The 22,510-nt window shown below is 36.9% G+C and carries 14 protein-coding genes; 8 read left to right on the top strand and 6 right to left on the bottom strand.

The features are described 5' to 3' along the window. Positions 1 to 406 precede the first annotated feature (406 nt). Positions 407 to 1,936 (top strand): FG-GAP repeat domain-containing protein, encoded by a 1,530-nt coding sequence (locus BUL40_RS10645; protein ID WP_080319248.1) that lies wholly within the window; start codon positions 407 to 409, stop codon positions 1,934 to 1,936. Here BUL40_RS10645 and BUL40_RS10640 read toward each other — a convergent pair. The 3 genes from BUL40_RS10640 to BUL40_RS10630 form a co-directional block, all read right to left on the bottom strand. After that, a complete protein-coding gene (locus BUL40_RS10640; RefSeq protein WP_080319247.1) occupies positions 1,933 to 5,301 on the bottom strand; it encodes a VCBS repeat-containing protein in 3,369 nt (1,122 codons plus the stop codon). The two genes, BUL40_RS10645 and BUL40_RS10640, sit on opposite strands and share 4 nt — an antisense overlap. A gap of 168 nt (positions 5,302 to 5,469) precedes the next feature. Continuing rightward, positions 5,470 to 7,170 carry a RagB/SusD family nutrient uptake outer membrane protein gene (locus BUL40_RS10635; RefSeq protein WP_029511449.1) on the bottom strand — a complete coding sequence of 567 codons (1,701 nt, stop codon included), beginning with the start codon at positions 7,168 to 7,170 and terminating at the stop codon, positions 5,470 to 5,472. Positions 7,171 to 7,173: 3 nt separating this feature from the next. Beyond that, positions 7,174 to 10,293 (bottom strand): SusC/RagA family TonB-linked outer membrane protein, encoded by a 3,120-nt coding sequence (locus BUL40_RS10630; protein ID WP_080319246.1) that lies wholly within the window; start codon positions 10,291 to 10,293, stop codon positions 7,174 to 7,176. 341 nt (positions 10,294 to 10,634) lie between these two features. Here BUL40_RS10630 and BUL40_RS10620 point away from each other — a divergent pair, with 341 nt between their 5' ends. The 5 genes from BUL40_RS10620 to BUL40_RS10600 all read left to right on the top strand — a co-directional run bounded on the left by BUL40_RS10620 (position 10,635) and on the right by BUL40_RS10600 (position 17,917). After that, on the top strand, positions 10,635 to 11,657 hold the full coding sequence (locus tag BUL40_RS10620) for a LacI family DNA-binding transcriptional regulator (RefSeq protein ID WP_080319244.1): 1,023 nt from the start codon (positions 10,635 to 10,637) through the stop codon (positions 11,655 to 11,657). Positions 11,658 to 11,683: 26 nt separating this feature from the next. Further along, positions 11,684 to 13,987 (top strand): glycoside hydrolase family 65 protein, encoded by a 2,304-nt coding sequence (locus BUL40_RS10615; protein WP_080319243.1) that lies wholly within the window; start codon positions 11,684 to 11,686, stop codon positions 13,985 to 13,987. Next, positions 13,987 to 15,870 carry an alpha-amylase family glycosyl hydrolase gene (locus BUL40_RS10610; RefSeq protein WP_080319242.1) on the top strand — a complete coding sequence of 628 codons (1,884 nt, stop codon included), beginning with the start codon at positions 13,987 to 13,989 and terminating at the stop codon, positions 15,868 to 15,870. Before BUL40_RS10615 ends, BUL40_RS10610 begins: the two co-directional genes overlap by 1 nt. An 80-nt stretch (positions 15,871 to 15,950) precedes the next feature. Further along, on the top strand, positions 15,951 to 16,643 hold the full coding sequence (locus BUL40_RS10605) for a glycerophosphodiester phosphodiesterase (RefSeq protein ID WP_244901859.1): 693 nt from the start codon (positions 15,951 to 15,953) through the stop codon (positions 16,641 to 16,643). Then, the gene (locus tag BUL40_RS10600; RefSeq protein WP_080319240.1) at positions 16,643 to 17,917 is read left to right on the top strand and encodes a BaiN/RdsA family NAD(P)/FAD-dependent oxidoreductase; all 1,275 of its coding nucleotides are present in this window, start codon (positions 16,643 to 16,645) and stop codon (positions 17,915 to 17,917) included. Before BUL40_RS10605 ends, BUL40_RS10600 begins: the two co-directional genes overlap by 1 nt. Here the strand turns inward: BUL40_RS10600 and BUL40_RS10595 are convergent. Further along, complete coding sequence (locus BUL40_RS10595; protein ID WP_080319239.1) at positions 17,914 to 18,642, bottom strand: MIP/aquaporin family protein; 729 nt, start codon at positions 18,640 to 18,642, stop codon at positions 17,914 to 17,916. The two genes, BUL40_RS10600 and BUL40_RS10595, sit on opposite strands and share 4 nt — an antisense overlap. A gap of 21 nt (positions 18,643 to 18,663) precedes the next feature. After that, positions 18,664 to 20,157: a glycerol kinase GlpK gene (gene glpK / locus BUL40_RS10590; protein WP_080319238.1), complete on the bottom strand. Its 1,494-nt coding sequence runs from the start codon at positions 20,155 to 20,157 to the stop codon at positions 18,664 to 18,666. Positions 20,158 to 20,211: 54 nt separating this feature from the next. Between glpK and BUL40_RS10585 the strand changes: the two genes are divergently transcribed. Further along, positions 20,212 to 20,751, top strand: coding sequence for a DUF1697 domain-containing protein (locus BUL40_RS10585; RefSeq protein ID WP_080319237.1), 540 nt, complete (start codon positions 20,212 to 20,214; stop codon positions 20,749 to 20,751). Here BUL40_RS10585 and BUL40_RS10580 read toward each other — a convergent pair. Next, positions 20,744 to 21,217, bottom strand: coding sequence for a TspO/MBR family protein (locus tag BUL40_RS10580; protein WP_080319236.1), 474 nt, complete (start codon positions 21,215 to 21,217; stop codon positions 20,744 to 20,746). The two genes, BUL40_RS10585 and BUL40_RS10580, sit on opposite strands and share 8 nt — an antisense overlap. A gap of 91 nt (positions 21,218 to 21,308) precedes the next feature. Between BUL40_RS10580 and BUL40_RS10575 the strand changes: the two genes are divergently transcribed. Beyond that, positions 21,309 to 22,397, top strand: coding sequence for a diphosphomevalonate/mevalonate 3,5-bisphosphate decarboxylase family protein (locus BUL40_RS10575; protein WP_080319235.1), 1,089 nt, complete (start codon positions 21,309 to 21,311; stop codon positions 22,395 to 22,397). Positions 22,398 to 22,510: the final 113 nt, after the last annotated feature.

Genomic DNA, 22,510 nt, shown 5'->3' with positions numbered 1-22,510 from the left:
AACATATATAAAATAAATGTTAAAACCTTAATCTGTCTACCTCTAAATCTTACGAAAACGGTTTCGTGTGAATAAATTTAACAAATTATGGGTATAATAATCAAACCTACTTCAAATTACATAATTAATAATTGAACCTAGGGGTGTATTGAGTTTTTAACAGTAAAAGGTGTATAGTGAACACTTAATTTGGGGAATTATAAATGTCGTATTATTGGATCTTATCAAAAAATTCTCACAGTTCATTTGTTAAAAACATTAACAAAAATTTGTTTTATTGAAAAAGGACTTCGTGATTATTTTTGCCTAAAATATACTCAAGGAAGTGATGGGTTAGCTGGGAAATTCTAAACTTTGGAATAAGATCAAATATTCATTTAAAATTATAGCTTTACCATTTAGGCAAATGAGGCATTTTTACAATTATTCCTATTCAATATATGTGTTATCATTAATTTCTGTTTTGATTTTGTTTTCATGCGAAGAAAAAAAGAAAAGTGGAAAGGCTCTTTTTGAAAGTGAATGTGCTAGTTGTCATAAACTGCCAAAAGTAAATAACCTACCTAAAGAATTATGGGAAAGTAAAGTGTTGCCAGAGATGGCAGGAAGAATGGGTATCCGAGAATCCGGTTTTAATCCTTATCAGGGTTTTTCATATGTAGAGCAAGGGCAAATGATACGTTCCGGTGTGTTTGAAACGCCACCTAGGATTAGTACAGAAGACTGGTTGCTTCTTGAAGAATATATTTTAAGTGTAGCTCCCGATAGTTTAAATCTTGATTTTGTCAATAAAAAACTACAAGAAATTCCAAATTTTAAACCATCCGAAATTGATCTAGATGGTAAAATGGGTTCTTCAATATCCTTTTTGAGCCTTGAAAAAGATACTTTGGTTGCTGGTTTTCTAGACGGAGAGGTAATTACATACCAATCTAAAAATAAAAAGGTGTTACAAAGGGAACAGTTTAATGGAGTTGTTACAACATATAATTTGGATGAAAATTCTAAACTTGTAGCTTTAGTAGGTAAGCTAAATCCTTCTGAGCAAAAACTTGGTAAACTCTTAAAGCAAGGGCCAAATACATTTGAGCGGTTATTAGATAGTTTGCATAGACCAGTGAATTTTTCCATGGTAGATTTAGACCAAAACGGAAAAAAGGAATTTTTGATTTGTGAATTTGGACATCTAACAGGAGAACTTTCTTTATTTAGTCAATTAAAGGATGGTACCTATAAAAAAAGAACACTAATTGGATTACCGGGTGTCACCAGAACCATTGTTAAAGACATGAACAATGACGAAAAATTGGATGTTTTGGTACTTAGCGGTCAAGGAAACGAGAATGTATCTGTGTTATATCAAACCGACTCTTTAGTTTTTGTTCAAAAACAACTTCTACAGTTTGATCCGGCCTATGGAACTAGTTGGATGGAGCTGGTTGATGTGAACAATGATGGGTTGGAAGATATTGTTACCGTGCATGGCGATAATGCCGATAAAACGTATGTGCAAAAACCTTATCATGGCCTTCGCATACATTTAAACGTTGGGAATGGGGGGTATAAAGAAGCTTATTTTTATCCCATGTTTGGTGCTACAAGATTTACAAGTGCAGATTTTGACCAAGATGGAGATGTAGATTTTGCAATTGTATCCTCTTTTCCAGATTATGAGAGTAAAGCTCCCTTATCTTTTGTGTATCTTCAAAACCTAGGTGGGGTTTCATTGGAGTTTAAACCTTTTGGATTAAACAAGGCTAATTCCAATAGATGGATGTTAATTGATAGTGACGATATTGATGGGGACGGAGATATGGATATCGTACTTAGTAGTTTTGCCTATAATTTTATTCCTGTTCCTATTGATATTAAAAAGGAATGGCGTACTTCTTATACTGACCTTCTAGTATTGGAGAATATGTTGGTAAACCCCTAATTCCTTTTGTTTTTCAAAGGATTGGGTAATGCACGTTGTCTATATTTAAAAACCTTTAGAGGTCCTCTGTTTTGTGAAACAATTACATATTCATCTCCTTGCTTGTTATTTATCGCTATCATGTCTTTGGCATCTTCAGAAACAAAAAAGCCCGAATCCAAAGTCGTGACCGCAGAAAAATTACCAGTACCATCCCCTAACATTAAACTTCCATTAAATGCATCCAATCTGCCAATAAAAATCTCATTACCAAAGTCATTTCCAATCAATAGAATATCTTGGTTGCCATCTTTATTAATATCTCTTACCAATGTCTTGTTAATAGGAGCAATCTGAGCTTGCCAAGGAAGTGGAACAATTTTAAATTTATTGTTTCCAAGATTCTCTACAACCACTGATTGGTCATGATTGCCTAATAATTTTGTAGTTCCCTCCAATTCTTCTTTTTTGAAAAGAGAATCTATCGTTGCCCTAGAATAGGTTTTATATGAATTGAACTTTGATCTAAAAAGCGGACTTTGACCATAAAGATCACCCCAAAAATTTACGGGAAACGCTTTTGTATTCGTGTCTTTATATGTTGGTCTAAAATGGGCAAACATTACCGGGTCTATGGTTCCATTTTTGTCAAAATCTTTTGCGATTACAGTAATTGGATTTTTTTGAGATGGTTGGTAAAAGTTATTTTCACCCAAATTTCCTATTACAAAATCAACGTCCCCATCATTGTCAAAGTCCCCTGCCGCAATACTTTCCCACCAACCTTTATATTGCTCTAAACCTGTCTGTTCTAGTTTTCTGAATTTTGAATTTTCATTAATAAAAATGGTAACGGGCATTAATTCGCCAACAAGAATCAAATCTAAAGTAGTGTCTCCATTTACGTCTTCCCATATGGCATCGGTTACCATTCCTATATGTTTTAACTCTGGCGCTATTTCTTCGGTAACATCCTTTAGTTTTCCCTTATCGTTTTTCAGTAGAAAGCTTTGGTCTGCCATGGGGTATTTTCCAAAAGGTGTTCTACCCCCGATAAAAATATCGGTGAATCCATCGCTATCAAAATCGTTGGCTATGGCTATAGAGCCGCTAGAGGAAATTTCAGGTATATAGTTTTGTGAAATATTGAAATTTCCATTACCATCGTTAATTAATAATCTGTCTTTATAATAAATGCTATTGGGTTGAAATTCATTACTGCCAGAAACTAGGTACAAGTCTAAATCACCATCGTTTTCCAAATCAAACAATACCAGGCTTTCTTCCTCGTATTTTTTATCCTCCTCCAAACTAAAAAGCTTTTTTTGGGTAAAGCTACTTGTACTGGTTTGAAAGAAAATAGTTGGAGAATACCCAGAAGAACTACCTACTATAAAATCTTCCAAACCATCACCATTAATGTCGCCTTTAGCTAATGAAGGACCGTTTTGAGTTAATTTATGAGGTAGTATTCTTTGTACGTTGTAGTCTACAATATCTAATTCTTCATGAATAAACCCATTTGTTATTTCATCTGTAACATCATTAAATAAAGTTGCTGTATTTTTTGCAGGTTTAAAAGGGAAGTGAGACTTAGATCTATCTATAACTTTAGCATCCAAATGTTTTAGGGTGATAGAATTATTTGATTTTGGAGTGCGGACAGTTTGATGTTTGCCATCTGGCCATATAATTTCCAAACTATCAATAGCTACTTCGTAGCCAATTCCAAAAACAAGGGTAGGGTCTACGGAAGACATGTACCCTCTAGAAAGGTATTGCTCTTTAATTTGCATTTTTCCATTACCATACCATAACGCCAATTTTGAACCAATACCCAGAGGATTTGCTTTTGGTCCCTTTAAATTGATAGAAAGGTAATTGTTGGGATTAGGTATTTTATCAGATTTGTTTTCAAAAAGAAATGCTTCATCATTAATATTATTGACTATGTAGTCTAAATCTCCATCTAAGTCTAAATCTGAGAATACGGCCCCATTTGAAAAAGATGGAATATCTAATCCCCAATTGCGGCCAACATCATTAAACTTGTTTTCGCCAATGTTTTTGTAGGCATAGTTTGGTATCTTAATAGTAGGTATACTATCTAAAATTTGAACAGGTGTTAAATATCGGCTTACGTTAAATTTAAATTCCCCAAAATCCAAATCGGTAATGTCTCTAGGAAAACCGTTGGTTATTAAGAGGTCTTTATGGCCATCGTTATCCATGTCTGCAAAAAGGGGAGACCAGCTCCAGTCGGTTTTGGCTACACCAGCCATTAAGCCAACTTCGCTAAAAGGTAGGTCCGCGCCATTACCCTTTTGAAGCATATTTCGCATGTATTGATAATCATAGCCAAATTTTTCATTTAAAATGTAACCGGTGTATTTATTGTTTGGAATTGTAGTTTTAAGACGTTCGTTGGTTTCTCCCAACATGTCTAGAGTAATTATGTCTACCAGCCCATCGTTGTCATAATCCGCAATATCTGAGCCCATGGAAAATTTACTCTGATGTTTAATAAAATCACTTATGTTATTAGAAAACGTACCATCTTGGTTGTTGATGTAAAGTAAATCATTGGTAAGGTAGTCGTTGCTTACATATATATCTGGCCAACCATCATAATTAATATCAGATATGGCTAACCCCAAACCATAACCTTCATATACAATACCCGCTTTCAACGTTACATCAGTAAAAGTGCCATTACCATTATTCCGGTAAAGCTTATCATTACTAAGAGAGGAACCGTCAATTATTTTTTCTCTATAGTGCGCTGGCAGTACATGGATATCCACATTGTTTAATACATATAAATCCAATAGGCCATCCTTGTCGTAGTCAAAAAATGTAGCGTTCATACTATTGTGTTTCCCCGCAATACCATAGGCTTCGGCCTCCTCTTTAAACACTGGAACCCCAGAATTGTCTGTTCCTTGATTAACAAAAAGTTTGTTCTTTTTTTCATTGTCTGTAGGAAGCATAGCAGAACATACATAAATATCTAGCCAACCATCGCTATTGATGTCTACTACGGCTACGCCTGTATTCCAACTATTTTGTGCTTGTATACCTGCTTTTTCAGAAATGTCTTCAAATTTAAGATTGCCTTTGTTTAGGTAAAGTTTGTTGGGTACTTGGTTTCCCGAAAAGAAAATATCTGGCAACCCATCATTATTAAAATCCCCAGAAGCTACACCGCCTCCATTGAAAATATACTCACTGGTAATGATATTGAAGCTATCGGTTTCCGTGATTTTATTATTAAAATAGATTCCGGTTTTGGATGCAGGTAATACCTTAAATAGCGTTTTGTTTTTGTTACTACAGGAGGTGCTTAAGGTAGCTAGAAAAATAAGGGTAATTAATAATGGTCGCATTATAGATTGTTGGCGTTGGTTGTAATATTTAGTTAATATTTGGTACGTGTTCTAATGCTATATCAAGATTGAAGATAAGTTTTGAATAACAATTAATCAAGGTGAGAATCCTCTAAAAAATACAAGGCGCAATTTGCGCCTTGTATAAATTTAAAATTGCAGTTGTTATTAGTAACCTGGATTCTGTGTTAAAACACCACCACTTTGGTCAATAGCGTTAACAGGAATCGGAAATAAGTCGTGTTTATCCGTATAGGTGCCAAATCTAGTATAGTCTGAGAGATAGATATCTTCTGCTTCTCTTTCTATATAAGTATTAATAGTTTCTTCGGCAACGTTCCACCTTCTTAAATCAAATAAGCGATGGCCTTCCATTCCAAATTCTAATCTTCTTTCAAATCGAACAGCTTTTCTTGCAAAAGCTTGATCAGTAAAACTGGTATAGGGTTCAATTTGGTAATTTGCCGCTGGGGCGTCACTTTCCGTATCTTGAACGTACGTCATGTTTTTTGCTCTGTTTCTAACTCGATTTACATAGTCTAAGGCTAATGCTAGATCTGGTGTAGACTGTTCTACAGCTGCTTCTGCTGCCATTAACAAAACATCTGCAAAGCGAAGGATATTGTAATTTATGCCAGACCAGTCTGACCCCCATCCACCAGTACCTCTTTGTGCATCTACTTCATCTGCTTGGTACACATTTTTCTTAGGTAGGTAGGGTCCAGAAATATCTTGAAAAGTTGCTCTGATCCACTCTTTCCCTGGGTTAGCCCCAAAGCCATTGTAATCAATACCTCTTCTGGAAACGGTATAGTCTAATCTAGGATCTAGTGGTCCTGTATGAGGTGTAAACGGATCTGCGCTATTAATACCATAATCATTGGCAACATCTGTATCTGCATAGGTGTCTAATAATGGTAATCCAGTACCGTCTGTTTGATAGGCATTTACCAAATCTTGTGTTGGTTGGTAAAAACCACAGCAGGTTCCTAGTGGACCGCCACCAGGGAAATTTAGCGTTCCGGCTCCATTGCCGTTGTAAGATTGTCCGTCATCAGCAGCAAATTGTATGGCAAACATAGACTCTGCAGCATTTTCACCAGCTAATCTAAAATTATCTACATATTCTGCATTTAATGCATACGGTCCGTTGTCAATTACATCTTTTAGCAAGGGTAAGGCTTGATCCCATTTTTCTTGGTACAAATAGGCTTTGCCCAAATAGGCTTTTGCGATCCATGCGTTTGCTCTACCAGCAACAACTTCATCTCCAAGATTATCTATGGCAGCTTGTAAATCGGCTTCAATTTCTGACCAAATTGGGCCTGGGTTAGGCTGGTTGAATTCTTGATTGGCTAAATTTTCTACCGAAATGAACGGAACATTTCCATAAAATTTTTGAAGTTCAAAATTATAGTAGCCTCTTAAGAATTGTGCTTCGCCCAATTGTTGGGTAAAATCACCATCAGGAATTTGGTTAATTAAGTCTATAACCGCGTTACATCTATTTACACCTCCAAAGAGAGCGCTCCATCTACCTAAAAACCAAGAGTTACCTGTTTGCCAATCTAAAGTTTCTACTTGAAATAGGGCGGTATTATCACCATCGGTACTTCCTCTGTGTGCATCATCAGATACAACATCTGTCCACCAGTTATCCCCTCCAGCAGCAACACCTTCACCTTGCCTATTGATTCGTTCACCATCTAAAACGGAATAAGCAGCTGTGAGCTTTAAGTCTACCCCAGTAGCGTTTTGCAGGGCATCATCAGAAAGCGCACCGGTGGGCGTAATTTCCGTAAAATCATCACTACATGCTACTAATAACATGCAAGCCATTGTTAATGAATAAATTATTTTCCTTTTCATTTTTTAAAATTTAAGATTTACACCTAGTGAATAAATAGAAGCAACTGGATAGTTGTTGTCAGAAACACCAATGGTTAAGTTGTCGATAGCTCCGTTATCTAACAATCTTGGTCTTAATTCTGGGTCTATACCGTCATACCCTGTTATGGTAAATAAATTTGTTCCTTGGAGGTAAAATCTAACGCTATCCATACCTAATAAATCAGACACCTCATCGTTAAAGGTATACCCAATTTGTAGGTTCTTTAGTCTTAGGTATGAACCATCTTCCACAAAGAAGGAACTGGCGGTACCTTCATTGTTGGTTATACTTTGGCTAAGAGCCGGTAAGCTAGCGTCCGTATTTTCTGGAGTCCATGAATCCAATACTCTAATACTTCTGTTCGCATTAAAGAATGTTGGGAAATCCGTATATACTTTATCGTTGTTAAAGATTTCATTTCCTTGAGAGCCTTGAAAAAATGCGGACATATCAAAACCTTTGTAACCCATGGTAATGTTTACACCATAGGTAAAATCTGGGTGTGGTGATCCTATAAACGTTCTATCATCATCATTGATTACCCCATCGTTATTTATGTCTCTGTACTTAAACCTTCCAACACCATCTTCCGGGGTCTCAAAGCCTTGACTTGCATGGCTAGACACCTCTGCGGCCGTATTGAATATGCCATCTACAATTCTTCCGTAAAAGGAAGAAATAGGTTGGCCCTCTTGTGTTCTAGTTACAGTTCCTGTTGTTCTAAAGCCGCCAAATCCTGTTTGGAATGCACTAATTAATTCTGTTACCTCGTTTTTATATGAGGAGAAATTTATATCTATACCATATCTAAAATCAGATGGAGTGGTGTCTGCAAAGCTCAAGGTTGCGTCTATACCTTTATTTTCTATAGAACCTAAATTTACATAAGGCGGTGCGGCATCTATAGCTGTAGAGCTTATAAGACTCCCGTCTTGATTAATTAAATCCTTGGTTTTAATGGTAAAATATTCTGCGGCTAAATTCAATTTTCCGTTGAAAAAACCTAACTCAACACCAAAATTGGTGGTCTCACTTGTTTCCCATCTTAAATCGGGGTTACCAACAGCATTTAATATTGCCCCCTGTGTGGCCCCACCGCTTCCGGTAAATACGTAATTCGCATATTGATCGCTTAAAACGGAAATATTGGAAGTAGGATTGTTAACTGGTAACGTTTGGTTTCCTAATTGACCCCATGACCCTTTAAGCTTAAAACGGTCTATAAAAAAGTCTTGTGGCCAGAAATCTTCATTACTAGCTACCCAACCTGCACTAAAGGATGGGAAGACATCACTCTTGTTATCTCCAAGAAACCTTGAGGATTCATCTTGACGTACTGTGGCTGTTAGTAGATATTTGCCTGCATAATTGTAGTTAACTGATCCAAATAAAGAAAATAATGAAGACATGTTGTCATATGCGTAAGATACATTTGGTGCGCCTCCACCATTGCTTAGAAGATAATATTCTGGAGTTTCAAAGAAATAATTGGTTCTTGAGATTTCCTTGCCTTTTCCATGCACGTTTAAGGCTTCAATACCTGCTAATGCATTTATGCTATGATCACCAAAACTTTTGTTGAAATTTAAAGTGTTGGTCCAAACCCACTCGTACGTGTCTTGGTCCGCTTCTCTTAAGGTATTCGTTGCAATTGGTTCAGAAGACTCAGGAATTAAAGGTCTAAACCTTCTGTCGTTATATGCTCTAATTGATCCACCTATAGAGGTTTTAAATTGTAACCCATCCATAATATCTAATGTGGCGTAGATATCACCAAAAACGCGGAGTGTTTTATTAAAATCGTCTGCTTGTCTGTTGGCTTCGGCAATTGGATTGTTTGGATTGGATAGGCCGGTATCATTACTGTAATTTCCGGCATAGTTGCCCTCGTCATCAAAAACAGGAACCAATGGAGACATTCTTGTGGCAAAATTGTACCAAGATTGTCCGCCACCTATTCTGTCAAAAGAAATATTTGCATGTTCTCCAACTCTAATTCTATCACCAATTTTAAATTCAGAGTTCAACCTAACCGAGCCTCTTTTAAAGCCGGTAGCAATTTGGATACCTTGTCTGTTTAAATACCCTGCTGAAAATAATACCTTAGATTTTTCATTTCCATTTTCAAATGTAATGGAGGCGTTTTGGGTAATAGCAGTTCTATAAAGCTCGTCTAACCAATCTGTGCCACCACCTGGTTTTACGGTAGCGCTAACTGGTGCTCTTTGCAACGTTGTAGGTGTTACTGGGTTTGGACCATCTCCATATTGCGGATGTGTAGGCGTTCCACCGTCATTTAAAATACTCTGCCAAATCATTTGGCCATGTTGTTCCGTATCTAAAAGCTCTGGCAAATTTGCAGCAACTGAAAAGCCAGTGTACATGTCTAAAGAAACCTTAGCAGAATCCATGTTGTAGCCGCCGCCTTTAGTGGTAATAATTACTACACCATTAGACGCCCTTGCTCCATAAATGGCCGCGGCACCATCCTTTAGTACGTTCATCTGTTCAATGTCTGCCGGATTTATAGAATTTAAAATACTGGCATCATCGGTTTGTACACCGTCAATGATGTACAATGGGTCATTACTATTACCAGTACCAAAGCCACGTACTCTAACAACTGGGGTGGCTCCAGGAGCTCCATTGTTGGTGATGGTAACACCGGATACTCTACCTTGTAGCGCTTCTGCCGCATTTACAATAGGTGTTTTGGTGGCTTCTGAAATGTCAACACTAGCTACAGACCCAGTAAGATCTCCCCGTGTTTGTACAGAGTAACCAGTTACCACCACTTCATCAAGTGCGGCTGCATCTTCACTTAAGGTTAAGCTAATGTTGGTTTGGCTACCTACAACAACTTCTTGTGTTTTGTAGCCCACATAGCTAAAGATTAAAGTGGCGCCTTCTCCTACGGTAATGGAATAATTTCCATCAAAATCAGTTTGTGTCCCGTTGGTGGTACCTTTTTCAATCACGTTAGCTCCTGGCAAGGGGCCGCTAGAATCCGAAACTGTTCCGGAAATTGTCTGAGCCTGGATACTTCCTGCGCAAATAAACGCACAAAAAAGCACCAAACTCCTGAGCAGTTTAATTTTCATGAGAGTTGATTTAAAGTTTAGTTAATTTTTAATTATTACTTAAACATATATAAAATAAATGTTAAAGAATATACTTTTTAACAGTTAAGTGTCTCGCAAACGTTTTCGTGTTAATAAATATAACAAAATGATTATATGGTAATAATTTATATTAAAAATTATAAAAAATTCAAACGAAAAGGTTTTGGATGTATAATATTGTTAATTGTAAAATTTTGTTTGAACCTTAAACGTTGTTCTTTGTTTAAGGAATTTTGTAATTTGCAAAGCTTAGCTTACTCTTACTTTTTGTTAAGAAAAAAGGCTTTTAGAAAATTCAGGATAGTAATACAATATTAGGGTTGAAAAGAAAGATAACGTTAAAGCATATAGCTAAAGAATTAGAAGTATCCATTTCTACAGTTTCAAAGGCTTTAAAGAACAGTGAGGAAATTAGCAGGGACACTAAAGAGAAAATCCAAGCTTTTGCCAAGCTGTATAACTACAGGCCCAACAATATCGCGGTTAGTTTAAAGAATAAGCGTACAAAGAATATTGGTGTTATTATTCCAGATATTGTGCATCATTTTTTTACTACCGTCATAAGTGGGGTAGAAAAGGAAGCGAACAGCAAAGGCTATAACGTTATTGTTTGCTTATCCGATGAGTCTTTTGATAAAGAGGTGATCAATATGGAAATGCTTGCCAATGGTAGTATTGATGGCTTTATTATGTCTTTATCTTCAGAGACACAACAAAAGAAAGATTATAATCATTTAAAAGAAGTTACAGATCAAGGTATTCCTTTGGTATTGTTTGATCGGGTAACACAATCTGTAGATTGTGATAAAGTGATTATAGATGATCAATTAGGAGCTTACGAGGCTACCAAAAAGTTACTTAACCAAGGTAAACGTAAAATTGCTTTAATTACCGTAGATGATTATTTAAGCGTTGGTACGGAAAGGACCAAGGGTTTTATACGGGCTCACAAAGATTTAGGTATTCCTTATCTAGAGAAAAACATTTTAAAAATGCCTACCATGGAAATGGAAGAGGGCATAATCCGTGAATTTCTTACCAAAGCAGATTACGATGCCATTATATGTGTAAACGAAATTTTTGCTGTCTTTGGAATGAAGGTGGCCAAAGAAACAGGTAAAAAAATACCACAAGATGTTTCTGTAATAGGTTTCACAGACGGTCTCTTATCCAAATATGCCAACCCATCCCTTACCGCAATTGCACAGCATGGTGAGCTTATGGGAGAAACGGCCGCTAGAATGTTAATTAAACGAATAGAGGATGAGTCAGATGATGAATTTCCTTTCCAAACTAAAATTTTACAACCCACATTAATTGAACGGGATTCTACAATTAACTAAGTTTGCCTCACTAAACTTAGCTTAACATGAATCAAGATTATATTATACCAAATCCTTGGTCTATTATAGAAGAAGGTTTTGATGCAGAACGAGTGCAATCTTCTGAGAGTCTTTTTAGTATAGGTAACGGTGCCATGGGGCAACGAGCTAATTTTGAAGAAGACTATTCAGGCGAAACATTCCAAGGTAGTTACATAGCCGGTGTTTATTATCCAGACAAAACAAAAGTTGGTTGGTGGAAAAACGGTTACCCAGAATATTTTGCAAAGGTTTTAAATGCGCCAAGCTGGATTGGGATTGGTATAACATTGGATGGCGAAAAGTTGGATTTGGCTACTTGTAAATCGGTAAACGATTTTAAAAGGGAGCTAAACATGAAAGAAGGCTGGTATAAACGTAGCTTTAATGCCGTTACCAAGAACAATGTAGAAGTAGCTGTATCCGTAACTCGTTTTTTAAGTATTGCTTTGGACGAGTTAGGTGCAATAGCTTATAGTATAACGCCTAAAAATAAGGCAGTAGCCATTAAGATAACTCCTTACTTGGATAGTGGAATAACCAATAGAGATACCAATTGGGACGATAAGTTTTGGGAAACCACCAATGTTTCTGTTCAAGACAATACCGCTTTTATAGAGGCGCATACATTAAAGACCAATTTTAACACCTGTACTTTTATGTCTAGTACGGTAACTAAGAATGGGCAACCCGTTTCTATTACCAATTCTAGAGAAGAAGAAAAACAGGCGGTTTTAGAATACGAATTTGAGGCCAATGCCAATGATACAATTCTAATAACAAAGTATGGCGGTTATACCGTTTCAAGAAACCATGATAAATCGCAATTAATAGCAGCTGCTAAGCAAACCCTTGCAGCGGCAGATTCTATTGGTTTTGAAGGCTTGTTACAACGCCAAAAAGAGGAATGGGCTAAGATTTGGGAAATGAGTGACATTACAATTGAGGGTGATGTGAAGGCTCAACAGGGAATACGTTTTAATATTTTTCAACTAAACCAAACTTATCTAGGTACAGATTCTAGACTAAATATTGGACCAAAAGGATTCACTGGTGAAAAATATGGAGGAAGTACCTATTGGGATACAGAAGCGTATTGTTTGCCGTTTTATATGACTACTAAGAACGAAACGGTAGCCCGTAATTTATTAAAGTATCGTTACGATCATTTGGAGAAAGCCATAGAAAATGCTGAAAAACTTGGTTTTTCTAATGGTGCCGCCCTCTATCCTATGGTAACAATGAATGGTGAGGAATGCCATAATGAGTGGGAAATTACCTTTGAGGAAATCCACAGGAATGGTGCCATTGCTTTCGCAATTTATAACTACTACAGGTTTACGGGAGATTATAGTTACATACCAGAAATGGGGCTAGAGGTGTTAATTGGTATAGCACGTTTCTGGCACCAAAGGGCTAACTATTCTACCCATAAGAACAAATACATGATTTTGGGCGTAACAGGTCCAAATGAATATGAGAATAATGTAAACAACAATTGGTACACCAACTACTTGGCAAAATGGTGCATAGATTATTGTTTGGAACAGATACAAAAAGTAAAAGACGGATATTCTGAAGATTACCAACGTATTATTGGCCACACCAAATTAACCGATGCAGAGCTAGACGATTGGAAAAAGGTAGCAAGCAATATGTATTTTCCTTATTCTGAAACCCACGATGTGTATTTGCAACAAGACGGTTTCTTGGATAAAGAATTAATGCCAGTGACCGAGTTGGATAAGACCGAAAGACCTATTAATCAAAAATGGAGCTGGGATCGTATTTTACGTTCGCCCTATATTAAACAGGCAGATGTACTACAAGGTTTTTATTTCTTTGAAGACCATTTTACTACAGAACAATTAGAAAAGCATTTTGATTTCTATGAGCCCTTTACTGTTCACGAGTCTTCTCTTTCTCCATGTGTGCACAGTATACAGGCAGCCAAGCTTGGTAGAATGGAACAAGCCTATACCTTTTACCTTAGAACTTCTAGGTTAGATTTGGACGATTACAACAAAGAGGTAGAAGAAGGCTTGCACATTACCAGTATGGCAGGTACTTGGATGAGTATTGTAGAAGGATTTGGTGGTATGCGCGTTTTGGAAGATAAACTAAACTTTTTTCCTCAAATTCCAGAAAATTGGGAAGGCTATTCCTTTAAGGTTAACTTTAGGAATAGAATTATTACCGTTAAGGTTTCTAAGACAGGTTCTTCGTACCAATTAAATGGTACGGAAGAAATGAGTATTCGCGTAAACGGAGAACGTGTGGTGTTAAAACCAGGAGAAACCGTTGCCGTATAATGAAATTAGTTAGAATTGTATTTATCTTACTAATTGTTCTAGGTGCATCCTGCAATTCAGATGCACCTAGTTCAAAAAATAAAAAGGAATCCAATAGTCCAAATATGAAAAAAAAGGCGGTTGTTTATCAAGTATTTACCAGACTCTTTGGTAACACAGAAACAAATAACAAGCCTTGGGGTACAAAGGAAGAGAATGGCGTGGGTAAGTTCTCAGATTTTGACCATAAAGCCCTTATGGCCATAAAAAATCTAGGGGTAACCCATATTTGGTATACTGGAGTTCCACACCACGCGTTGATAGGAGACTATACCCAATATGGAATTTCTAATGATGATCCAGATGTTGTAAAAGGCAGGGCAGGTTCTCCATATGCCGTAAAGGACTATTATAATGTAAATCCAGATTTGGCAGATAATCCTGCAAATAGGCTACAAGAGTTTGAGGCATTGATAGCAAGAACCCATAACATGGGTTTAAAAGTAATTATAGACATTGTACCAAACCATATAGCCAGAAAGTACGAAGGAAAAACCAACCCTGAAGGTGTAGACGATTTTGGAGCCAAAGACGATACCTCAGTAGTTTATAGTAAGCATAATAATTTCTACTACATACCCGGTGAAGAATTTAAAGTGCCCAACTGGCAAGATGATTATTCGCCACTAGGAGAGGAAAATACAAACAAGGAAGATGGGAAATTTACGGAGATACCAGCAAAATGGACCGGTAACGGTTCTAGGTTGGCCCAGCCAAATTTTAACGATTGGTACGAAACCGTAAAAATAAATTACGGGGTTAGACCTGATGGTACAAAAGATTTTGACACCTTACCAGATGCGTATGCCAACATGGATTACCAGGCACACTATAACTTTTGGAAAGAAAAAGAAGTGCCAGATTCTTGGACCAAGTTTAAGGATATAGCCTTGTATTGGCAAGAAAAAGGAGTGGATGGCTTTAGGTATGATATGGCAGAAATGGTTCCGGTAGAATTCTGGAGTTATCTAAACTCTTCCATTAAAGTAAAAAATCCAGATGCATTTCTATTAGCAGAAGTTTATAATCCATCCTTATATCGCGAATATCTGTTCAAGGGCAAGATGGACTACTTGTATGATAAGGTAGAACTATATGATAGTTTAAGACATATCATGAAAGGTTACGGTTGGACGGACCATATACATACCGTACAAAGCGGTATGAAAGATATTGAGCACCATATGCTACATTTTTTGGAAAATCATGATGAGCAACGAATTGCAAGTCCGGAATTTGTGGGCAATGCAGCCCTGGCCAAACCAGCCATGGTGGTGAGTGCTACTTTAAGTACATCCCCAACCATGATATATTTTGGTCAAGAAGTTGGTGAGGATGGTTCTGAAAACGCTGGATTTGGGTCTCCATCCCGGACTTCAATTTTTGATTACATAGGCGTTCCCGCACACCAGCGATGGATGAACCATAAAAAGTTCGATGGTGGCCTTTCTACGGATGAAGAAAAAGCACTTCGAGATTTTTACCAAAGGCTATTGAATTTTACTATTACTAGCGATGCCTTGATGGGAGAATATCAAGAAACACATTATTATAACAAAGAAAATACACATGGCTATGACCACAGAATATATTCTTTTGTTAGATGGTTCGGCGAAGATAGGTTGCTGATCATTTCCAACTTTGACGCCGAAAAAACATACCAAATAGACTTTAAGTTACCTCCTGAAATAGTAAAACATTGGAAGCTAAATTCCGGAGAATTTCTATTGCAGGAACAATTGTATGGAGCTTATAATCCAACGCTTATGGTTGATGGTGAAGTGGGCAGGGTAGATTTAAAATTGGCACCATTAGAAAGTTATATTTTTAAACTAAATCAATAGAATAACAACTACAAATCAACCACCAAATGAAATTAAATGCATTAACCATTGTATCGGTATTAATTTTAACCTCTTGTCAAATGAAAACAAAACCACTAGTTATAGGTCATCGTGGAGCAATGGGCTATGAAACCGAGAATACTTTAGCTTCCGTGCAAAAAGCGTTGGATATGCAGGTAGATATGATAGAGATTGATGTTTTTAATATCGCCAGTGGTGAAACTGTTGTTTTTCATGATGAGCGTTTAGAACGGTTAAGTAATGCTGGCGGTAATATTGAAACATATAACATTGTAGACTTGAATAAAGTGGTGCTAGAGGGCAACCATCAAATTCCAAAATTGCAAGATGTTTTAAAGTTGATAGACAATAAGGTTGGTTTAAATATTGAACTAAAGGGTGCAGGTACTTCAGACAGGGTAAATTTTATCATAAACTATTACATTAAAAACAAGGGGTGGGAGGCAAAGAATATCCTTATCTCTAGTTTTAATTGGGACGAGCTTAGAGAGATGAGAAGATTAAATCCAGATATTGCCATAGCTATTCTTACGGAAGAAGACCCTTTAAAAGCAATACCCATAGCTAAAGAACTAAACGCAGTTGCTATTAACCCATATTTTAAAAAGTTAACCTTAGAAAAAGTAAAGGCCATACAAAATGAAGGTTTAAAGGTATATACTTGGACGGTGAATGAACCTACTGATATTACGACCATGGAAGATTTTGGCGTAGATGGTATCATAACAAACTATCCCGATAGGGTTAACTAATGTTCAACGTTGTATTTGTTGGTGGCGGTGCGGCTGGCTTTTTTGGCGCAATACAATTGGCTAGTCGGCGCCCAGATTTAAAAATTGCTATCCTAGAGCGGGGTAAAACCGTTCTTTCCAAAGTTAAAATAAGTGGCGGTGGAAGATGTAATGTTACCCACGCGGCGTTTGACCCCAAAGAACTGGTAGTTAATTATCCTAGGGGAGAAAAAGAACTACTTGGGCCTTTTCATCAATTTTCTGCAGGAGACGTTATGCAATTTTTTGAAGAAAGGGGTGTACCCCTTAAAATTGAGGATGACGGACGTATTTTTCCCCTTTCAGATTCATCACAAAGTATCATAGATTGTTTTTTAGCAGAGGCGGCAAAATATAATATAGAAATATTAAAAAATAGTTCGGTAAAACAGATTATTGCTCCTTTAGAAACAGAGGACAACTGGCAATTGGTGACCAATAATAAAACCTATTTGTCCAAAAACTTGGTGTTATCTACAGGTAGTAATCCAAAGATTTGGGAGCAATTAAAAAGTTTGGGACATACCATTAGTACGCCGGTGCCTTCTTTGTTCACGTTCAATATTAAAGATACCCGTATAGATGGTTTACAAGGTGTGGCTACCCAGGCAACGGTAAAAGTTCTAAACCCCACCAAATTAAAACTAAAGGGATATACCATTGCTAGCAAAAACGTTAACCATGCTGTTTTGGAAGAAACAGGTCCGGTATTAATTGCACATTGGGGATTAACGGGTCCGGCTATTTTGCGTTTATCGGCTTGGGGGGCTTTGGTATTGAATCAGATGAATTATCAATTCACGATTCAAATAAATTGGTTGCCAGATTATACTTCGTCCTCTTTGTTAGCCTATTTTAAGGTGTGTAGGGAACAAGAACCTAAAAAAACGATCTTAAAATCCAAGGTGGTAGATATGCCAAAGCGGTTGTGGAATAGCTTAGTTAAATCTTCTGGTATTTTAGCTTCGGATAAGTGGGCAGATGCCAACAATGACACCCTTAAGACTTTGGCAAAAGCAATAACAGAAACAACGTTGGCCGTTAATGGAAAAAGTACATTTAAAGATGAATTTGTTACCGCAGGTGGTGTAGCTTTAACCGAAGTCAACTTTAAAACTATGGAGAGTAAAGTTATTCCTAGGTTATATTTTGCGGGTGAAATTATAAATGTAGACGCCATAACAGGCGGTTTTAACTTTCAAAATGCTTGGACTACGGCTTACTTGGCGGCTAAAGCTATTGCTGAGAAAATCTAAGCAAGTACAAGGGCCAATAATGCTGCCAAACTAGCACCTATAATAGGTCCTACTACAGGTATCCAAGCATAACCCCAACCCATATTTCCCTTATTCTTGAGAGGTAATAACGCATGTACTATTCTAGGACCTAAATCTCTTGCAGGATTTATGGCATAACCAGTTGTACCGCCCAAAGAAATACCAATGGCCCAGACCAATAAAGCTACTGGCAATGCCCCAAGGGAGCCTAAACCTATAATGGTTTCACTATCCGATATAATGGCATCCGTAAAATATAAAACGGTGAAAACCAATACAAAGGTGCCCAGTATTTCATTAAAGAGGTTTATGGTTGTGTTTGGTATGGCCGGTCCGGTACAAAACACACCTCTTTTGCTATCGCCGTCTGCTGTAACATCAAAGTGATCCTTATGCGTAATCCAAATCAAGAGTGCCCCTAGCATGGCTCCAATGAACTGCGCTAAAATATAAATGGGTACTAAATTCCAATCAAATTTATTGGCAACGGCCAGGCCAATGGATACTGCGGGGTTTAAATGTGCGCCACTATGTGGTGCGGCTACCACCACGCCAACATATACTGCAAAGGCCCATCCTGTTGTTATTACTATCCAGCCAGAACCTTGGCCATATGTTTTATTTAGTGTAACGTTCGCATTTACGCCAATTCCTAATAACATTAAAAGCGCGGTGCCTATAATTTCTGCAATAAAGGGAGTCATGTGTAAAGTTGGGGTTTAAATTTAGAGTGTAGACCAATATTCTAAAGCTTTTATTGCTTTATGCCAACCAGCTATTCCTTGTTCAATTGGTTCACGTTTTTTAGTTGGTTCAAAATGTACATCGGCATCCCAGATATCTTGTATGTCTTCAATATTATCCCAAAAACCAACAGCCAGACCTGCCAAATAAGCTGCACCTAGCACGGTTGTTTCTATAGATTTGGGTCTAACCGTAGTGGTGTCTAAAACATCGGCCTGAAATTGCATTAACAAATCGTTCACGGTTGCACCACCATCTACTCTAAGTTCCTTAATAGCAATACCAGAATCTATTTCCATTGCTTTTAAGACATCCATGGTTTGGTAGGCAATAGATTCCAAACTAGCTCTAGCTATGTGTGCATCTGTACTGCCTCTAGTTAAACCAAAAAAAGAACCTTTGGCGTTTTGGTTCCAATAAGGAGCGCCTAGACCTGCAAACGCTGGCACAAAATATACCCCGTCTGTATCTGTTACGGATTTAGCCAATAATTCTACTTGGTTAGATTTTCTTATAATTCCTAAACCGTCTCTTAGCCATTGTACTACTGCACCGGCTATGAAAATACTACCTTCAAAAGCATAAGTAGTTTTGCCTTTGATTTTCCAGGCAACGGTAGTTAATAAGTTGTTTTTGGATACGGTTGGGCTATCGCCAATATTCATAAGCATAAAACAGCCTGTGCCATAGGTGTTTTTAACCATTCCTTTCTTAGTGCACATTTGGCCAAACAAGGCAGCTTGTTGGTCTCCTGCTATGCCTGCAATAGGAATTTCATTCGCAAATATGTTTGGTTTGGTTTTGCCATAGACTTCGCTAGATTCTTTTACCACGGGCAACATACTAGAAGGAATATTGAATAGTTCTAGTAGTTCATTGTCCCACTCCATTGTATTTATGTTAAATAGTAAAGTTCTACTAGCATTGGTAACGTCGGTTACGTGTAGTTGACCTTGGGTCATTTTCCAAATTAACCAAGAATCTATGGTGCCAAAAGCCAACTCCCCATTTTCTGCTTGTGTTCTGGCGTTTGGCACATTATCCAAAATCCATTTGACTTTAGTTGCAGAAAAGTAGGAGTCGATGACCAATCCGGTTTTTTCCCTAATAGTTTTGGAATGGCCGTTTTTTTTTAATTCATCACAGAAAGATGCTGTTCTTTTATCTTGCCATACAATTGCATTGTAAACAGGAACTCCGGTTTTTTTATTCCATACTACGGCGGTTTCTCTCTGGTTGGTAATGCCAATACCTACAATTTGTGTTGCTAGAATTCCTTTGCTGGAAATTGCCTCTGCTGCCATACCCGCTTGTGTAGACCAGATTTCGTTTGCATCATGCTCTACCCAACCCGGTTTTGGGAAATACTGTGTAAACTCTTTTTGTGCAACGGAGATAATTGCCCCTTTTTTATTTACTACTACCGCCCTAGAACTTGTTGTGCCTTGATCTAGTGCTAAAATATATTCTTCCATAAAGTAGATTTCAGTCTGAAAATAATAATTTTATCCTTTGTTAATTGCATTATTATGAAAAACCATATTGTTTTTTTGAGGGGTATTAATGTTAGCGGTGCCAAAAAAATTAAAATGGTACACCTTAAAGGAGTTTTAAAAGATAATGGTTTAAAAGAGGTATTAACTTATATCCAAAGTGGAAACTTAGTTGTGCAAACCAATATGGATAGTGAAGAGCTTTCTAGGAAAATAGCGCAGATAATTAAGACAACATATGATTTTGATGTGCCGGTCAAGGCCTATGCCCCAGAACTATTACAAAAGCTTATTGAAAATAATCCCTTTAAAGGTGAACAGGAAGTTTCAAAATTATACTACGTGCTTCCGTTCACTAATATTGATATAGAAAGAAAAAAAATATTTGAGAAAGAAACGTTTGTGAATGAGGATTTTATAATAACTGATTCTTGTATCTATCTTAAGTGCAACGCGGGTTACGGAAAAGCAAAATTGAATAACAACCTAGTAGAGAAAAAATTAAAATTGGTGGCAACTACCAGAAATGATAAAACCATGCATAAGATGCTAGAGTTGGCCAATAATCCTAGTTAAGTACCCATATTTTGTAATTCAACACTGTGGCAAAAGCTACCCATGCAAAATAAGGTATAAGTAATAATGCAGCTTTTTTAGATACAACTTTAAACCATTTGTAGGTAAGCGCTATTAAAACAAGTAAGGCAATGATAATTATTAGCGCCAATTCAGGTTTTTTAAGGCCAAAAAATACAATACTCCATAGTGCGTTTAGCAATAGTTGAAATCCAAAATGGTATAGGGCCGTTTTAACCCATAGATGATGAAATCCTTTAGCCCATACCAAGCCAGCAGCCAATCCCATCATTATGTAGAGTACGGTCCAAACCGGAGCAAAAAGCCAATTTGGCGGATTAAAACTTGGTTTGTTAAGTGTAACGTACCAATCGTTAACAGAAGATTGTGTGGCAAAACTAGAAAGGAAACCAATGAGTAAACAAATTAAAATGGCAACGCCTACTTTTACTAGTTTTTTCTTCATTTTAAGTGCTTTGTACTAAAGTAGCAATTTATTTTGTTTGTAAAACAGGCTTCATTTATACATCTAGTATATTTGCGCAAACGCTTTTGGCATGACGGAAAAAGATTTTATTCCACAAGAAAATTTAAATTATCCTAAAAAAGGAAAGGTAGCCTATAAAGCACCAAGTAATATTGCTTTAGTCAAATATTGGGGTAAGAAAGAGAATCAAATCCCTGCTAATCCATCGGTTAGTTTTACACTTGATGCCTGCGCTACAAGAACTACGCTTACTTATCATCAAAAGGAAGATAAAAGTGATTTTTCCTTTGATTTGTTTTTTGAAGGCAAACCAAAAGAAGACTTTAAACCAAAAATTGAAACTTTTTTAAAACGTATAGAAAGTTATTTACCATATCTAAGAGAATATCATTTTACTATAGAAACTTCTAATTCATTTCCGCATAGTAGTGGTATTGCATCTTCTGCCAGTGGTATGGCAGCCCTAGCTTTATGTTTACTGGAAATAGAAAAGGAAGCAACGGTAAACCAGGATTCAGAATTTTTTAATAAAAAAGCTTCTTTTTTGGCCAGACTAGGTTCTGGTAGTGCGTGCCGAAGCATTAAGGGGAATTTGGTACAGTGGGGAAAGCATGAAGGTCTGGAAAACAGTACGGATTTGTTTGGAGTAAACTATCCAAATAAGGTTAACAATGTTTTCAAAAGCTTTCATGATACTATTTTATTGGTGCATAAGGGCCAAAAGACGGTAAGTAGTACGGTGGGACATAATTTGATGAACGGGCATCCGTATGCAGCAAGTAGGTTTGTACATGCCCATACAAATTTAGCGGCACTGGAAGCTGTCTTTGCAAATGGCGATTTGAACCAATTTATAAATATTGTGGAAAGTGAGGCACTTACGTTACATGCCATGATGATGAGTAGTACCCCATATTTTATACTCATGATGCCCAATACTTTAAATATTATTAATGCAATTTGGACTTACCGTAAAAAGACTCAAATTCCTGTGTGTTTTACATTAGATGCAGGAGCAAATGTACATGTGCTTTATCCAGAATCCTACAGTAAAGAAGTTATTGCTTTTATTAAAACGGAGCTAGTTCAATATTGTGAGAATGGGCATTATATTTGTGATAAGGTGGGGAATGGCGCTAAAAAAATAGAATTGAAATAATTTTCTTACAGTATTTAGCGTTATTGAGTTCTTAAATTAACGGTATAAATTAAGGTAGAATTAGATTTTCATCTATTTTTGTTTAACTTTATTAAAGTGTCTGTTTAACAAAC

It is taken from the genome of Croceivirga radicis (assembly GCF_002072105.2).
GTDB classification, from domain to species: domain Bacteria; phylum Bacteroidota; class Bacteroidia; order Flavobacteriales; family Flavobacteriaceae; genus Croceivirga; species Croceivirga radicis.
Note: the sequence above shows the minus strand (reverse complement) of the source record. Positions and strands in the feature narration are given on the sequence as shown.

Coding starts and splice junctions, on each gene's coding strand:
- BUL40_RS10645 (WP_080319248.1), top strand. CDS start 407: ATGAGGCATTTTTACAATTATTCCTATTCAATATATGTGTTATCATTA.
- BUL40_RS10640 (WP_080319247.1), bottom strand. CDS start 5,301: ATGCGACCATTATTAATTACCCTTATTTTTCTAGCTACCTTAAGCACC.
- BUL40_RS10635 (WP_029511449.1), bottom strand. CDS start 7,170: ATGAAAAGGAAAATAATTTATTCATTAACAATGGCTTGCATGTTATTA.
- BUL40_RS10630 (WP_080319246.1), bottom strand. CDS start 10,293: ATGAAAATTAAACTGCTCAGGAGTTTGGTGCTTTTTTGTGCGTTTATT.
- BUL40_RS10615 (WP_080319243.1), top strand. CDS start 11,684: ATGAATCAAGATTATATTATACCAAATCCTTGGTCTATTATAGAAGAA.
- BUL40_RS10610 (WP_080319242.1), top strand. CDS start 13,987: ATGAAATTAGTTAGAATTGTATTTATCTTACTAATTGTTCTAGGTGCA.
- BUL40_RS10605 (WP_244901859.1), top strand. CDS start 15,951: ATGAAAACAAAACCACTAGTTATAGGTCATCGTGGAGCAATGGGCTAT.
- BUL40_RS10600 (WP_080319240.1), top strand. CDS start 16,643: ATGTTCAACGTTGTATTTGTTGGTGGCGGTGCGGCTGGCTTTTTTGGC.
- BUL40_RS10595 (WP_080319239.1), bottom strand. CDS start 18,642: ATGACTCCCTTTATTGCAGAAATTATAGGCACCGCGCTTTTAATGTTA.
- glpK (WP_080319238.1), bottom strand. CDS start 20,157: ATGGAAGAATATATTTTAGCACTAGATCAAGGCACAACAAGTTCTAGG.
- BUL40_RS10585 (WP_080319237.1), top strand. CDS start 20,212: ATGAAAAACCATATTGTTTTTTTGAGGGGTATTAATGTTAGCGGTGCC.
- BUL40_RS10580 (WP_080319236.1), bottom strand. CDS start 21,217: ATGAAGAAAAAACTAGTAAAAGTAGGCGTTGCCATTTTAATTTGTTTA.
- BUL40_RS10575 (WP_080319235.1), top strand. CDS start 21,309: ATGACGGAAAAAGATTTTATTCCACAAGAAAATTTAAATTATCCTAAA.